Annotated in this window: 9 protein-coding genes; 2 read left to right on the forward strand and 7 right to left on the reverse strand. The window is 66.4% G+C overall.

Features of this window, described 5'->3' with window-relative positions:
• Window positions 1-5: 5 nt before the first annotated feature.
• From ATSB10_RS04880 to ATSB10_RS04910, 7 genes are all read right to left on the reverse strand, one after another.
• Window positions 6-1,610 carry a GH35 family beta-galactosidase gene (locus tag ATSB10_RS04880; protein ID WP_063670947.1) on the reverse strand — a complete coding sequence of 535 codons (1,605 nt, stop codon included), beginning with the start codon at window positions 1,608-1,610 and terminating at the stop codon, window positions 6-8.
• A complete protein-coding gene (locus ATSB10_RS04885; RefSeq protein ID WP_063670949.1) occupies window positions 1,607-3,826 on the reverse strand; it encodes a WD40/YVTN/BNR-like repeat-containing protein in 2,220 nt (739 codons plus the stop codon). The genes ATSB10_RS04880 and ATSB10_RS04885 overlap by 4 nt, the downstream gene beginning before the upstream one ends.
• Window positions 3,827-3,981: 155 nt before the next feature.
• Entirely contained in the window at window positions 3,982-6,927 is a 2,946-nt protein-coding gene (locus tag ATSB10_RS04890; protein WP_063670950.1) for a TonB-dependent receptor, read from the reverse strand.
• Window positions 6,928-7,403: 476 nt separating this feature from the next.
• Window positions 7,404-8,636 (reverse strand): ABC transporter permease, encoded by a 1,233-nt coding sequence (locus ATSB10_RS04895; protein WP_063670952.1) that lies wholly within the window; start codon window positions 8,634-8,636, stop codon window positions 7,404-7,406.
• 1 nt (window position 8,637) lies between these two features.
• Window positions 8,638-9,936, reverse strand: coding sequence for an ABC transporter permease (locus ATSB10_RS04900; protein WP_063670954.1), 1,299 nt, complete (start codon window positions 9,934-9,936; stop codon window positions 8,638-8,640).
• 107 nt (window positions 9,937-10,043) lie between these two features.
• Entirely contained in the window at window positions 10,044-10,784 is a 741-nt protein-coding gene (locus tag ATSB10_RS04905) for a LytR/AlgR family response regulator transcription factor (RefSeq protein WP_063670956.1), read from the reverse strand.
• A complete protein-coding gene (locus ATSB10_RS04910; RefSeq protein WP_169816700.1) occupies window positions 10,781-11,797 on the reverse strand; it encodes a sensor histidine kinase in 1,017 nt (338 codons plus the stop codon). Before ATSB10_RS04910 ends, ATSB10_RS04905 begins: the two co-directional genes overlap by 4 nt.
• 282 nt (window positions 11,798-12,079) lie before the next feature.
• Here ATSB10_RS04910 and ATSB10_RS04915 point away from each other — a divergent pair, with 282 nt between their 5' ends.
• Together ATSB10_RS04915 and ATSB10_RS04920 are read left to right on the forward strand one after the other, a co-directional pair.
• Window positions 12,080-13,072: an aldo/keto reductase gene (locus tag ATSB10_RS04915; protein WP_063670960.1), complete on the forward strand. Its 993-nt coding sequence runs from the start codon at window positions 12,080-12,082 to the stop codon at window positions 13,070-13,072.
• Window positions 13,073-13,240: 168 nt separating this feature from the next.
• Window positions 13,241-13,489 carry a hypothetical protein gene (locus tag ATSB10_RS04920; protein WP_083966078.1) on the forward strand — a complete coding sequence of 83 codons (249 nt, stop codon included), beginning with the start codon at window positions 13,241-13,243 and terminating at the stop codon, window positions 13,487-13,489.
• The last annotated feature ends 47 nt before the right edge of the window (window positions 13,490-13,536 follow it).

Genomic DNA, 13,536 nt, shown 5'->3' on the forward strand with positions numbered 1-13,536 from the left:
ATCCTTCAGTACGTGGCCAGCTTGACGTGCAGCCACTGCGGTGTGCTGGTGAGATTGAGGCCATAGTCGGTCTGGTCGCCGTTCCACACGCGCAGGAACTGCCACTGGCCGTCGACGTAGCGGCCCTCTTCCACGCGCTCGAACAGCGAATGTCTGCCGGCGTTGCGACCCGACGGCTGGAAGCTCACCCGGGCGTGGTAGCCGGCCACCAGGTAGTCGTTGCGACCGAGCTGCACGATCAGCACACCGCCCTGCGGCGTCGGGTTGCCCTTCGGCTCGGGCGTGCCGAACAGCGGCAGGCCATAGCCGATCTGCGCGGTCCAGTCGCCCAGGTCGATCTGCTGGGTATGCGTCTGCTCCGGCTCGGACACGCCCCACACCCTGCCCTCGAAGTTCGCCTTGGCGACCAGCGAGGCGATCGGACGAAGCAGCGCATAGTCCAGCGCAAACGGCTTGAGCGTGTCCGCATCGATCTTGTGCGCGCCCAGCGGCCAGTTGGAGTAGCCGGTGTAGTCCATGCCGAACGGCGAGTAGCCGATCGCGCCGTGCCCCAGCGCCGTGAACAAGTAACGCGCATACGACGGCGCGCTGCTGGTTTCGCCGACGAACAGCGGGTTGTCGGCGCGGCGGTAGCGGTCCAGCACCGCGGTGTACTTCGCGTACTCCGGCATGTAGATGTCCGGCGCAATCAGGTCCAGCGCCGGTGCGGCGGCACGCCAGATGGCGAGCACATTGTCGGTGGGGCCACCGCTAGAATAGCCACCGGGCGGACCGGGATGAAACGGATCGCGCAGCGCGACGTTGGCGTACATCGGCAGGTCGTAGACGGCCTTGCCGGCCGCAGCCACCTGGTCGACATAGTGGGCGATGGCCCAGGCGTAGGAGAACTCCGCCGCGTCCTTGCCGAACACATTGGCCCAGCTGCCGGCGCGATGGCCGGTCTTTTTCAACACGGCCGCAGGAACGGCCGACTGCAGCAGCCGGTCGCCCGCAGCGGAGTGATCGCGGTCGGTGCCGTAGGTGCCGGTCTCGTTCTCCACCTGCACCATGATCACGGTGTGCTGGTCGCCGTCGATCTGGCGCAGGTGCTTCATCAGGGCCACGAAGGCACGGCGGTCGGCGTCCAGCGTGGACTGCGCGAACGGCGACAGCGAGTTCAGCGTGTCGCCGTCCTTCTTGCGCACGCGCGGGAAGCGCCGGTTGTCCAGCTTCACCCAGGCCGGTGCGTACGCCGGGCCGTTGTTCTTCCAGGTGGCAAACCACAGCAGCACCAGCCGCAGCTTGTGCCCGCGCGCCTGTGCGACCAGGGTGTCGAGGAAGCTGAAATCGAAATGCCCTTCGCTGGGCTCGATCTGCTCCCAGGCGATCGGCACCTGCACGGTGTTCACCTGCAGCGCGTCCATCGCCGGCCAGACCTTCGGCAGCATCGCCGGCCAGGCGCTGGAATTGTTCACCTGCGCACCCAGCATCAGGTAGGGCTGGCCGTCCACCAGCAGCATGTGCCGGCCATGCGCGGTGACCACGCGCGGCAGAGGCGTGGCAGCGGCGGGCTGCACGGCAAGGATGCCGAAGACGAGCGCGAACGCGCCGACAAAAGAACAGAGCCTCATGGTGCGGATTCCTCGGGGTCGCCAAACACGATGCCGCGCCCGCCCGTGGCCAGGTACACGCGGCCGAAGACACGGGGATCGCCGATGAGCACGTCGATACGGCCGTACTGGTGGGCGTCGTCGTTGATGCGCTGCCAGTGCGAGCCGCCGTCGAGCGAGCGGAACAGGCCCTGCTGCCGGCCGTAGCGACCGGCCACGAACAGCACCGGCGAGTGCCCACCCGGCGCCGGCTTGCCGAAGCCGAAGGCGTCGACCCCGGCGATGCCGGGCAGCACCTGCTGCACGCGTCCGGTATCGTCGCCGCGCGTCAGCGGCAGGTCGCGCGCGGCCAGGTAGAGCGCCCCCGCCGCACCGGGCGCCGCCTGCAGCTGCACGTGCTGGCGCCCTTGCGCCGCGGTGCCGAGTGCGCCACCCAGCGACGCGAACGTCGCGCCACCGTCGTGGCTCGCGTACAGCGCGCCGGAGTCCGGATCGAACGCATAGCAGCGCCGCGGATCCACGCGGTCGCCCAGCACCTTCAGGCCGCCCGGCAGGTCGGCCGCGGCCTGCCAGTGACGGCCGAAATCGCGGGTGAGATAGACATGCTTCGCGTGGCGCGGCGCCCACAGCACGCCGGCGCCATCTGCGGTCCAGGCGATGCTGCCCGCCCCCTCGCCTTCCGGCGGTTCGCTGGCCAGGGCCTGCCAGTGCTGGCCGCCGTCGTCGGACCAGGCCGCACGCACCGCCGGTCCGAACGGCTCGCGCAGGTAGCCGGTGCGCACGATCCGCTCCGGCCGCAGCCCGGCGTAGTCGATGGCCTGGCTGTTGGCGTAGCGCGGCGGTGCCTGGAACTGCAGCGGCGCCACGGCCAGATCGTCGTGGCGATAGCCGTCCAGGTCGCCCAGTGCGCTGAGCAGATGCGCGCCCTGCGGCGGGCTGATCAGGCCCAGCGGCACGGTCTCCTCCAGTCCGCGGTCGGCGAAGCTCCAGTGCACTTCGCCGCCGTGATCGAGCCGGCCCAGGTCATGCGTGGACCACAGGCCGTAGCCGGTGACGAAGATCACGTGGTCGGGATCGAACGGGTCGATGGCCACGGTGGTCATCCAGTGCGGCGTGTGCTCCACCGTCCAGGGCGCCTCGCTCCGGTCGAACACCGAGTGCGCAAGCACTTCGGTCCAGTGCGCACCGCGGTCGGTGCTGCGGAACAGCAGGTCGTGCGGGTGGTAGTGATGGTGGGTACTGGCCACCAGCAACGCCGGGTTGGAGGGCGCCACCGCGACGTCGCCCCAGCCGAAGCCCGCGGGCCCGCCGTGGCGGGGGATCGGCGTGATGTCGGTCCAGCGGTTGGTGGCCGGCTGCCAGCGCCAGATGGCGCCGTCGTTCATGGTGTCCGGGCCGGGCTCGTCGCCGTAGCTCAGGTAGTAGTCGCCGTCACTGGCGCGGTGCATGTGGCTGGGCCGCAGACCCACCGGCTGGCCCGGCACGGCACTCCAGCGGTGGCCGCCATCGGTGGAACGGAACAGGCTGGTCTGGCGGGTGGACACGCCGGCATAGATCACGGGTGTCGGTTGGCCCGGCCGACCGCTGGCCGGATCGAACACCACGAACACGATGCCGATGGGCTGGGTGCGCCAGGCGTTGGTGGCACTGGCCGACGGCGACGTGGCCACGGCCGGGAAGCCGGCCACCCGTGCCCAGTGCGCGCCATGGTCGCCGCTGCGCCAGAGCCCGGCGTCGCGCGAACCGAGGAACAGCACGCGGCCGTCGTTGGGATCCACCGCCAGCCGCTCGCCATTGCCGCGTCCCAGCTCGTTGCCGCCAAGCTTGAACGGCAGGTCGACGCGCTGGAAGCTGCGTCCCTGGTCGTGCGAGCGCAGGATCGCGGCATCGCCGGATCGGGGCGTGGTGTACGTGCCCGCAGCCAGGTACAGCCACTGCGGATCGGAGGGATCGACCGCGAAGCTGTCGATGCCGAACAGGTTTTGATCCTTCGCCGCGATCCAGTCGGTCAGCGGCTGCCAGCGTCCGCGGCTCTCGTCCCAGCGATAGGCGCCGCCCACGTCGGTACGCGCGTAGTGCAGGCCGCGCACCGTCGGGTGGAAGAGTACGCCGGAGACATAGCCGCCACCGCCGATACGCACGTTGGCGAAGTGGTAGGGAACGGTAGCGGGTTGGCTGGCGTAGGCGCTCAGCGAGAGGAACCAGGCGCAGGCGATGACGCCGATGTTTCTGAGCATGTCGAAGAAACTCTTTCTCAGCCTTGCCACCGTCCCGGCCCATGCGTCGAACGGGTCGGGGCGCGACGGGACTTCGCGGGTGCCGGGCGAGGCATCCGATGCCGGATGCCCTGCCCCCTGCCGGAACCCCCATCGACGGTTCCGGCACCGCACGGTCAGAACGACGCGCGCAGTGTCAACGCGTAGCGGGTGTCGTTCACGTACCAGGACGTGGTGTGCTTGCCCGAGGCGTTCTGATACATGATCGTGCGCTGCTCGGCGTTGTTGAGGTTGTTCATCTCCAGGCCGAGCTTCAGGTGGTCGCTGAACGCGTAGAAGATCGAACCGTCCAGCTGTCCGTAGGCATCGGCGAACACCGGCAGCTTCCACGGGATGTTGTTGTCGGTGCCGTTGTAGCCGTTCGGACCGATCGACAGCAGATAGCGGCTGCGCCAGTTGTAGGCCAGGCGGACCTGCCACGGACCGTGCTCGTAGAAGCCGGCGACATTGAGCGAGTTCTTCGACAGGCCATCCGCCGGGAGGTTGCCGTAGGTGGAGCCATCCGTATCGACCGGCACCGCGGTGGTGTCGTTCGGCACGTGGGTCCGGCTGCGGATGTAGGTGTAGTTCGTCGACATGCCGAAGCCCTTGACCGGCAGGAAGTCGAAGAACTGGTTCCAGCCGATTTCCGCGCCGTCGATCGTCGCCTTGCCAATGTTCACCGGGCGGGTGATCAGGTACTGGTAGTTGTTGCCGTCGACGCCCGGATAGGTGACGAAGCGCGACTCGTTACGGAAATAGTCCCTGATGCCCTTGTGGAACAGGTTGATCCAGGCCATGCCGCCGCGGTCCTGGTCGAAGTACCACTCCAGCGACAGGTCGAACTGATCGGCCTTCATCGGCGTGAGGTACGGATTGCTGTTGGAACTGCCGGTCAGGGTCAGCTTGTCGATCGGCAGGGCCGTCGTGCCCGGCGGCGGCGTGTAGCCCGATACCACCGCGGCATTGAGGATCTGGTAGGCCTGCATCTGGCTGAAGTCCGGTCGCGCGATCGCCTTGGAGAAGGCAAAGCGCGTGATCCAGTCCGGAGCGAACTCCCACTTCACGTTCAGGCTGGGCAGGACGTCGGTGTATTCGTTGCGGGCGTTGATGGGCGAGGACTGGCCTGCACCCAGATACGGCGCAAGCGCCTGGTTGGGGTACACCAGGAAGCCATCGGCCGAGTTCCGGGTCTTCACCGCGCGCACGCCGACGTTGCCGGTCAGGTTGGCCTCGTCGATCCCGAAGTCGAGCATGGCGTACGCCGCATAGGTCTTCTCATGCTGGATGTTGGTGTGCGAGGCGTCGAGCAGCGTGGGCTGGTACGGATTGGCGTAGCAGCAGGAATAGAACGGGATCGCTGCGTCGTGGATGGCGGCGTAGCTGGCCGGATAACCCAGCGCTGTCGACAGCACCGGCGCGTAGAACGCACCCGGGATGCCGGCGTCACCCTTGTAGAAGTTCTTGAACGTGTCCAGGTGCACCAGGCTGCTGTTGACCGTGCCGTTGAGGTCCAGGCCGGGCAATGCGCCGCCGGGCAGCGCCCAGCCCTGCATCCAGGTCTGGAACACGGGCATCCAGTTGTAGCCGGTGTCGATGTTGTCGGCGTAACGGTTGGTCAGGCGCACGCCCGCTTTCACGCCCTGCAGGAAGCCGCTGCTGAAGCGGTGGTCGATATCCGCGCGCCAGGCCAGCTCTTTCGCGTAGTTCTGGTTCTGGTGGTCCATGGTGAACCCCCAGTAGTAATTGGCGGAGTTGCCGGTAAAGCCGGTGTCGACGCCGATCCGCGGCGGGCTGCTTCCGTTCAGCGCCACATCGATGTAGGGCACGTTGGTGCCCAGCGCCACGGTGGAATCCAGGCTTCTTGTGGTGGCCTTGACGAACTGCACCGAACTCGAGAGGTCGGTTTTGTCCCCCAGCCGCCACTTCATGCCGGTGGAGAAATCGGTGGTCTTGGAGTGGCTGTCCGAAGCACGGATGTCGGTGCCCATCGGCACGCCGCCGGGCTGGGTGAGACGACCGGACTGGAACACGCCGCCGTTGATCTTGCTGGGCTGGCTGGCGTCCACCACCACCTGGGTCGGGTCGTTGCTGACGAAGATCGCGTCCTCGTCCCAGACCTCGTGGTACTTGCTCTGGAACGCGGTGGCGAAAAAGTCGAGGTCGTCGTTCGGCCGCCACTGGAAGGCCAAGTAGTAGCCGTCGCGCTTGCGGTTGTACTGCAGCGTGCGCCAGTCGGCACCGCGCGGCACCCAGATGCCGGCCGCGTTCTTGAAGAACGGGCGCACGAACAGGCCGTCGGTGCGCGTCGTCAGGCGCGAATCGGCGACGTCGACGAGGAAGCCCATCTCGCCGAGGCTGGTGTTCCAGCGATTGCTGTAGAGCACCGAGGCGGACGGCTTGTACTTCTTGCTGAAGTCGCCGTAGTTCTCGCTGGCCGATGCGGCGATCTTCTGGCCCTGGAAGTCGAAGGGCATGAAGGTACGCAGGTTCACCGTGCCGCCCAGGCCGCCTTCGATCATCTCGGCGGTCTGGTTCTTGTAGACGTCGACGCCGGACATCAATTCCGACGGCACGTCCTGGAAGCTGAGCGCATGCCCGCCGTTGGCGGAGAAGATGTCGCGGCCGTTCAACTCCGAACGCACCTGGGTCAGGCCGCGCACCTGCACGCCATTGCCTTCGGCCGAGAAGTGCTCCGGATCGCCCTGCGAGAGAAAGTGGTCGATGGTGACGCCGGGAATGCGCGACAGGGTTTCGGTGACGCTGCGGTCCGGCAAGGCGCCGATATCGGTGGCGGACAGCGAGTCGACGAAGGTGTCGGCGTCGTACTTGATGTCCTGCGCCTTCTCCACCGAGGCCCGGATGCCGGTCACCACGACGGCGGAAAGATCCTTGGTCTGCTTGTCGTCGGCCTTCGCCGGCTTCTTCTTCGGCGACTTCGCGCCGGTGGCGGAGGCCGTCGACGCGGCCTGGTCCTGCGCCTGTGCGGGGGGCGTCCCGACAGCCGGCTGCGCGTGCACCTCCAGCGAACCGCTGCACAGCAGCGCGAAGGCGATCGCCCCCGACAACCGCGCCATCGGCATTCCGTTCGTCGAACGGCGACGCCCTGCATCAAACGTGAACTTGACCGGCATGATGAGCCCTCCCCCAAAGATTTGACATGGCCGACCTGTTCGAACGTCGGTCGGCTCTCCCGCAACCTGCGAGGCATTCCGGAGCCCTCCTCCTCCGGGTGATGCCAGCGGGTAGTGATGCTGTCGCGACGCACTAAAGCCATACAATTGCGAAATCGAAAGCCGCGGTTAACGTTTCTCCGTGTGCGGCCGCAGCATGCGATCAGCCTGGACCGATCCGTCCGAAGCATGCAGCAATCGGCGCCACCGGAACCCGGGCTTCGGCGCCTTGATGGTTCGAGGGGCGCCCGCCGACGCGGTGTGCTGCGACCATAGCCAAATGGGGCACGTTGCGCGCCCGGTCGAAGGTCCGGTGCTCGGGCCTGTCTGGTCGGAACGTTCCAGCAGCGGCCGTGTCCGATGGGGCGCCTGCTTCTTTCCCGAAGTCAGCTGGCTCGGGTTGCCACCACTGGCGGCACTGCAGCGGCACGAAGCGCCGGCACCAATACCGCGAGCTGGCCGATCATCCAGAGCGCGATCGCGCCTGCGGGGAGGTAGATCGACGGCATCCGCGGCAGCTCGTAGTGCTGCATAAGGAGCAGGTTCACGCCGTAGGCCAGCCCCATGCCCAGTGCGATGCCGAGGGTCGCCAGCAGGAAATTCTCGGTCTGGAAATAGCGAAGGATGTCGCCACGCGTGGCACCGAGGGCACGGCGTATGCCGATCGTTCGGCGACGTTGCGCCACCCAGAAGCTGGCCAGTCCCGCGATCCCCAGCGCCGTGATCGCGAGCATTGCCGCGATGACTCCTGCGAGCATGCCCGCCATGGCGCGGTCGCCCCCGAAGAAGCTTTGGCGCACCTCGTCATAGGTGCGCTTCTCGAGCACGATGCGATTCGGGTCGAGCCGTTGGAGGGCCACCAAGGCGGCTTTCAGCACCTGCTTGCGGTCACGCGCTGCGGTACGTATCACATAGCTGCCGCCCTCCGTCGCCGTCAGGCGTATCGGGTAGACAATGCTGTATTGGGGGCCATTCTGCAGATCGTCGGGGCGCGCCAGCGGACCGCTCACGCCGATCACCTGCAATGGGATGTCGTTGCCAACGTAGATCGTCTTGCCCAGCGCGTCCTGGCCAGGCCACAAGCGTGCAGCGACCGCCTGGGACACGATCACCGCGTGCGGCAGATGCGTCATGTCGTTGGTGTGCAGCGCGGGCATGACGGCCTTGTAGTCAAGCAGTTCGCCGGATCGGAAGTCGCGTCCCGCCAGTAGTCGAACCCCCAACGTGGCCAACAGGTTCTGTCCGTAGTAGCTGGCCACCTCCAGCGAGTCATGCTGCTGATTGGGGCGCAGCTTGATGCCGCTGTTGGACATGGCGTAGCCGCTCAGGGGCAGCTGGTTTGCCAGCGCCACGGCCTGTACCCCGGCGATCTGCCGCAACGTGGCCAGATCGGCTTGTGCCTGCGCGTAGGCATCCGGGCGATCGCCCACGTAAGCAAACTGGATCTGCAGGAGTTGGTGCTCGGCGATGCCGCTGGGGATATCCATGCGCTGCAGACGCTGGTGGATCAGGAATACCGCGTTGCAGACGATGGCGCAGGTCAGCGCGATCTGAACGATCAGCAGAAATGCCGTGGTCTTGTGCCGCAGCAGCGTGGAGAGAATCGGGCGGATTTCCATGTCAGTGTCCCTTCAATTGCAGACCGGGGCTGACACGACAGGCACGCCATGCGGGCAGCACACCGGCCAACAGACTCGCTCCGACCGCCAACAGGAACGTCAGCAGCAGCATCGCGCCATCCAGGTGTGCGAGTGGTGCGTAGTCTGCCGGCTGCCGGCGTACCAGCCACAGGCCAAGGCAAGCCAGCAGCAGGCCGCCCAAGCCACCGGCCAGGCCGACCACGCCGGATTCCACCAGCAATTGGACGAACAGCGCCCGCCGCGATGCACCCAGTGCCCGGCGCACCCCCAGCTCGGGTGCGCGACGCAGGAACTTGGCCAGCATCAACCCCACCGTGTTCACCAGGCACACGAGCAGGAACCCCAGCGCCAGCCAGGTTTGCAGTTGGACATCACCTGGCACGACCTGCCGGTAATCCAGCCACTGCATCAGGTCGCGCAACCGTACATTGGGTGGGCGCTGGAAACGGCCGAGCGACTCCTGCTCCTCCGAGTAATGGACAAGGAACTGCCGGTAGGCAGCTACCTGCGCTTGCGTGTGCAGCTGCACCCAGAACTGCAGCCACACGCAAGGCGCCGCCGGGGTGGCATCGGCCCCGCCGTTGCCCCAGCAATCGGCGCCGCCGAGGTGTGCGAGGTGCAGATCCTGCGAGGTGGACAACGGCAGGTAGACGCCCTCATGGCTGCCGTAGTTCTTGACGTTGAGATCATAGAAGTGCGGGTCCGGACGCCAGTCCCCCAGCACGCCGATGATGCGAAGCGCATGCCCATCCACGCGGAGCATGCGACCTCGGCTGTCCCTGCCTCCGAACAACCTGTCGTTGAGCCGGCTGCTGATCACGGCGACCGCCGCGCTGGCGGCATCTTCGGATGCACCCCAGGCATGTCCATACCTGAACGGCACGCGGAACATGGGGAAGAAGTCGGCAGTGGTGTAGCGAGCAGGCTCGTAGAACGGGTCGAGTGCCGACTGCGCGGGCTGGATGGCCACCGATCCGCCCGTCATCAAGGCCTGGTGATCCGCCCGCTTAGCCTGCAACAGATTCATGCCATCGATCCAGGTGACCTGGTCCGGCGGCTCGGCCCGGGGTTGGTAGCCTTGCATGTCGCGCGGGTCGAGTTGCGGTGCGTACAGCGTGCTGCTGGCGTCGGGCAAAGGGTTGCCCGACAGCACATGCAGCACCGTCAACGTGGTCATGCTGGCGCCTATGCCGAGCGCGATCGCCGCCACCATCAGTGCGGTAAGCGCCTTGTTGCGCACGAGGCTGTGCAGCGCGAGATCGAGGTAGTAGCCGAACATGCCTTTCTTCCTCCCGGACCTTCCGTGTTTGCGGGAGATTGATCGGTCGCCAGCAAGCGCGCGACGGATCGGGGGCGAAAGGAGACGCCGGCGTGGCGAGGTGGACGTTACTGCCCCAAGCGGGCGAACAGCGCCTCGCGATATCGGCGGCTGAGACGGAGGATGCGACCGTTGTTCAGGTGGATCTCGTAGTCGCCCTTGAAGAGCGGCGTGAGCGAGCCGATCGAGCCGAGGTTGACGGCTGTCGACTTGTGTATCCGCACAAAGCTCTGCTCACCCAATTGGGACAACAGGTCCTGCAGCGTCCTTCTCACCAGGTAGGTACGCACCGCCGTGTGCACGTGAACGTAGTTGTCGTCGGCCTGCAGCCACTCGATCGAGGCCGCATCGATCAGCTGCAGCCGCTCGCCATCTGGCACCAGCAGGCGGTCGCAGACCGGAGAGTGCTCACGTCCGATCGCGACCGCAGCTGCGCCGGGCTGATGCGTCCGGATCCTCTCCCTCACCCGCTGCACGGTTCGTGCGAGACGTTCCCGGTCGTAGGGTTTCAGCAGGTAATCGACAGCGTTGAGGTCGAATGCCTTCACCGCATGCTCGTCGAACGCGGTCACGAAGACGATAAGTGGCGCGCTCGACGGCTCGAGTTGTGCCGCGACCTGGAGCCCCGACAGGGTCGGCATCTGGACATCGAGAAAGGCTACATCCGGTTGGCATCGGTCGATGCACTGGGACGCAGAAAAGCCGTCTTCTGCCGATCCCACCACGGTCATGTCCGCCTGTTCGGAGAGCCAGTGCTGGAGCTTCTCGCGAGCAGGTGCCTCGTCGTCGGCGATTACCACGCGGATCACGGCGCGGCGTCCCCCATCGGTATCGCGATGCGTGCAGCCACCCCGTCGTCGCCGTTGTCGACCCGCAGGGATGCCGCGCTGCCGTAGATGATGCCCAACCGCTCACGACAGTTGCGCAGACCGACGCCGTCGCGCTGCTCCGGCGCCAACCTGGAACCCGAATTGCGGATGACGACCTCCAGCGAGTCGGCCTCGTGCCTGACGCTGACCATGATGCGCACGTGGACCACCGTGGGCTCGACCCCGTGCTTGAACGCGTTCTCCAGCAGGGGCTGCAACAACAGCGAAGGAACGGGCGTCTTGAGCAGGGTCCGGTCGACCTGCCAATCCAGCGTCACGCGATCCCGGAACCGCTCGAGCATGATGCCCGCGTAGAGCTCGAGCATGCGCAGTTCGTCTGCAAGCGGAGTCATCTCATGCTCGTTGGACCGGAGACTGACGCGCAACAGATCACCGAGCTCGGCAACCAACCGATCGGCACGGACCACGTCCGTATGCATCAAGGCGGAGATGGTATTGAGCGCATTGAACAGGAAATGCGGCCGAAGCTGTCCCTGTAGATGGGCGAGCTGCGCTTCCGCCAATGCCTTCTGCGTCTGCAACAAACGGCGCCACTGGAGCTGCCATTGCCCGAAAGACTCGATCCCGAACAGCACGCCGAGCCAAAGCCCCGAGAAGTACGTCAGCTTGAGGCTCTCGTAGACAATGACGAAGCCCCAGCCAGGGTGTTCATAGGTACGGTCCGCCATGGCGTAGACACCAAGCCGGATCGCGTACACCACGGCGATCCAGCTGATGAAGACCAGCGGCAACCACCGCAGGTAGCACCCGAACCATGTCAGCGGCCGCCCCAGGTGTTGCGCATAGCGGCCTCGTCCCCACACGGCAAGCAACATCCACCCTGTCGAGACGAGCGCAGAGCTTCCCTCCCAAAGGACCGGCTCCCACCACCGGGTGAGCGGGTTGTGCAGCTCGTTCCCGATGGACACGCTGATCATGAGCAGCCAGAACACCCCCCACAGCGCCCAGAACGTGGGTAAGGTCCTGGGAGACAGCGTCACCCTGTGGCCGGAGTGGACGCCTACCGCTGGCTGGCTGGGGCGCATGGTCATCGGCGAGAGTGTAGCCGCGCCCACGGCGTCGCTGGTTCTCTGCGTGGTAAGCGGGACATGCGAGGGGTGAAACGGACATTTGCCTGCCCCACCCCTGATACCCCACCCCAATCGCCCTCTCTCCGCGCCGTGTTAGGTTTGTCAGTGATTGCATTCCCTCAATGTCACGGACAGGAGAGTCGCATGCATCTGCGCACGCTCGGCCGCAGTGGGCTCGAGGTATCGGCGATCGGCCTGGGCTGCATGGGGCTGACCCATGCCTACGGCGAGCCCGTCGAGACGAAGACCGGCATCGCCCTGATCCGTGCGGCCATCGATCGTGGAGTCACCTTGTTCGACACCGCGGAGATCTACGGTCCGTATACCAACGAGCAGTTGCTGGGTGAGGCGCTGGAGCCCGTGCGCGATGAGGTGGTGATCGCCACCAAGTTCGGCTTCGCCGTCGGTGACGCGAGTGTCCGGCGCAGCAGCCTCAACAGCCGGCCCGCGCACATCCGGGAAGTCTGCGAGGCTTCACTGGCTCGCCTGAAGACCGACCGGATCGATCTGTTCTACCAGCATCGCGTGGACCCGGACGTGCCCATCGAGGATGTCGCCGGCACGGTCCGTGACCTCATTGCCGAAGGCAAGGTCAAGCACTTCGGGCTGTCGGAGGCCGGCGTGGACACGGTGCGTCGCGCGCATGCGGTGCAGCCGGTGGCGGCGCTGCAGAGCGAGTACTCGCTGTGGTGGCGTGAGCCGGAGAGCGAGATCCTTCCCATGCTCGAGGAGCTGGGCATCGGGTTCGTGCCGTTCAGTCCGCTCGGGCGGGGCTTTCTCACCGGCGCCATCGACGACAGCACCGAATTCGCGCAGAACGACTTCCGCAACCGCCTGCCCCGCTTTGGCGAGGAGGCCCGCAAAGCCAACCGGGCGCTCATCGATGCGCTCGACGGCATTGCACGGGGCAAGCACGCCACCCTCGCGCAGATCGCCATCGCCTGGCTGCTGGCCAGGAAGCCGTGGATCGTGCCGATCCCCGGCACCACCCGCCTCGCTCGCCTGGAGGAAAACCTCGCGGCGGCCGAGATGGAGCTGACTCCGGAAGACTTGCAGGCCATCCAGCGCGTCCTGGACCGTGTCACCGTGCATGGCGAACGCTATCCGGCGCACCTGGAAAAGCAGACCCGCCGGTAGCTCCGGCCACCCGCGCGATCATCGGAGCCGTGCCCGATGCGCGTCCGGCGTGGTTGGCGCCAGACGCGGAACACGCCCGAGCCGTTGCGGCTCGGAAAGCACTTTTTCCTAACGCCTGCCAGCCCATGATGCCGGCCCCTGCTTCGCGAAGCCCTCCGGGAGCCATCGATGATCTTCACCGTGTTTCTTGTCAGTGCGGACGACGCGAAAATCGAGCACCTGGAGGAGGCGCCCGAGCTGCTCGACTACGACGGACGCCCGTTCTCGCTGCGCGGCGGCCCGCGGACACCGCAACCGACCGACCATGCTTGGGATCCCGTCGCCGTATATGCCCCGGACGAACTGAGCGAAGAGGAATTCCTGGAACTGTTCGAGATCCACAAGAAGCGGGTGCCGGAGTTGAACCTGAGGTATTGAACGGCCGCGCCAGCGGTCGCCGTCACCGGCCCTGCCCGCCGCGGCAC

This window comes from Dyella thiooxydans (assembly GCF_001641285.1).
GTDB lineage: Bacteria > Pseudomonadota > Gammaproteobacteria > Xanthomonadales > Rhodanobacteraceae > Dyella_A > Dyella_A thiooxydans.

Bases quoted from the DNA above. Each gene is read 5' to 3' on its own strand.
- ATSB10_RS04880 (WP_063670947.1), bottom strand. From the start codon at position 1,610: ATGAGGCTCTGTTCTTTTGTCGGCGCGTTCGCGCTCGTCTTCGGCATC.
- ATSB10_RS04885 (WP_063670949.1), bottom strand. From the start codon at position 3,826: ATGCTCAGAAACATCGGCGTCATCGCCTGCGCCTGGTTCCTCTCGCTG.
- ATSB10_RS04890 (WP_063670950.1), bottom strand. From the start codon at position 6,927: ATGCCGATGGCGCGGTTGTCGGGGGCGATCGCCTTCGCGCTGCTGTGC.
- ATSB10_RS04895 (WP_063670952.1), bottom strand. From the start codon at position 8,636: ATGGAAATCCGCCCGATTCTCTCCACGCTGCTGCGGCACAAGACCACG.
- ATSB10_RS04900 (WP_063670954.1), bottom strand. From the start codon at position 9,936: ATGTTCGGCTACTACCTCGATCTCGCGCTGCACAGCCTCGTGCGCAAC.
- ATSB10_RS04915 (WP_063670960.1), top strand. From the start codon at position 12,080: ATGCATCTGCGCACGCTCGGCCGCAGTGGGCTCGAGGTATCGGCGATC.
- ATSB10_RS04920 (WP_083966078.1), top strand. From the start codon at position 13,241: ATGATCTTCACCGTGTTTCTTGTCAGTGCGGACGACGCGAAAATCGAG.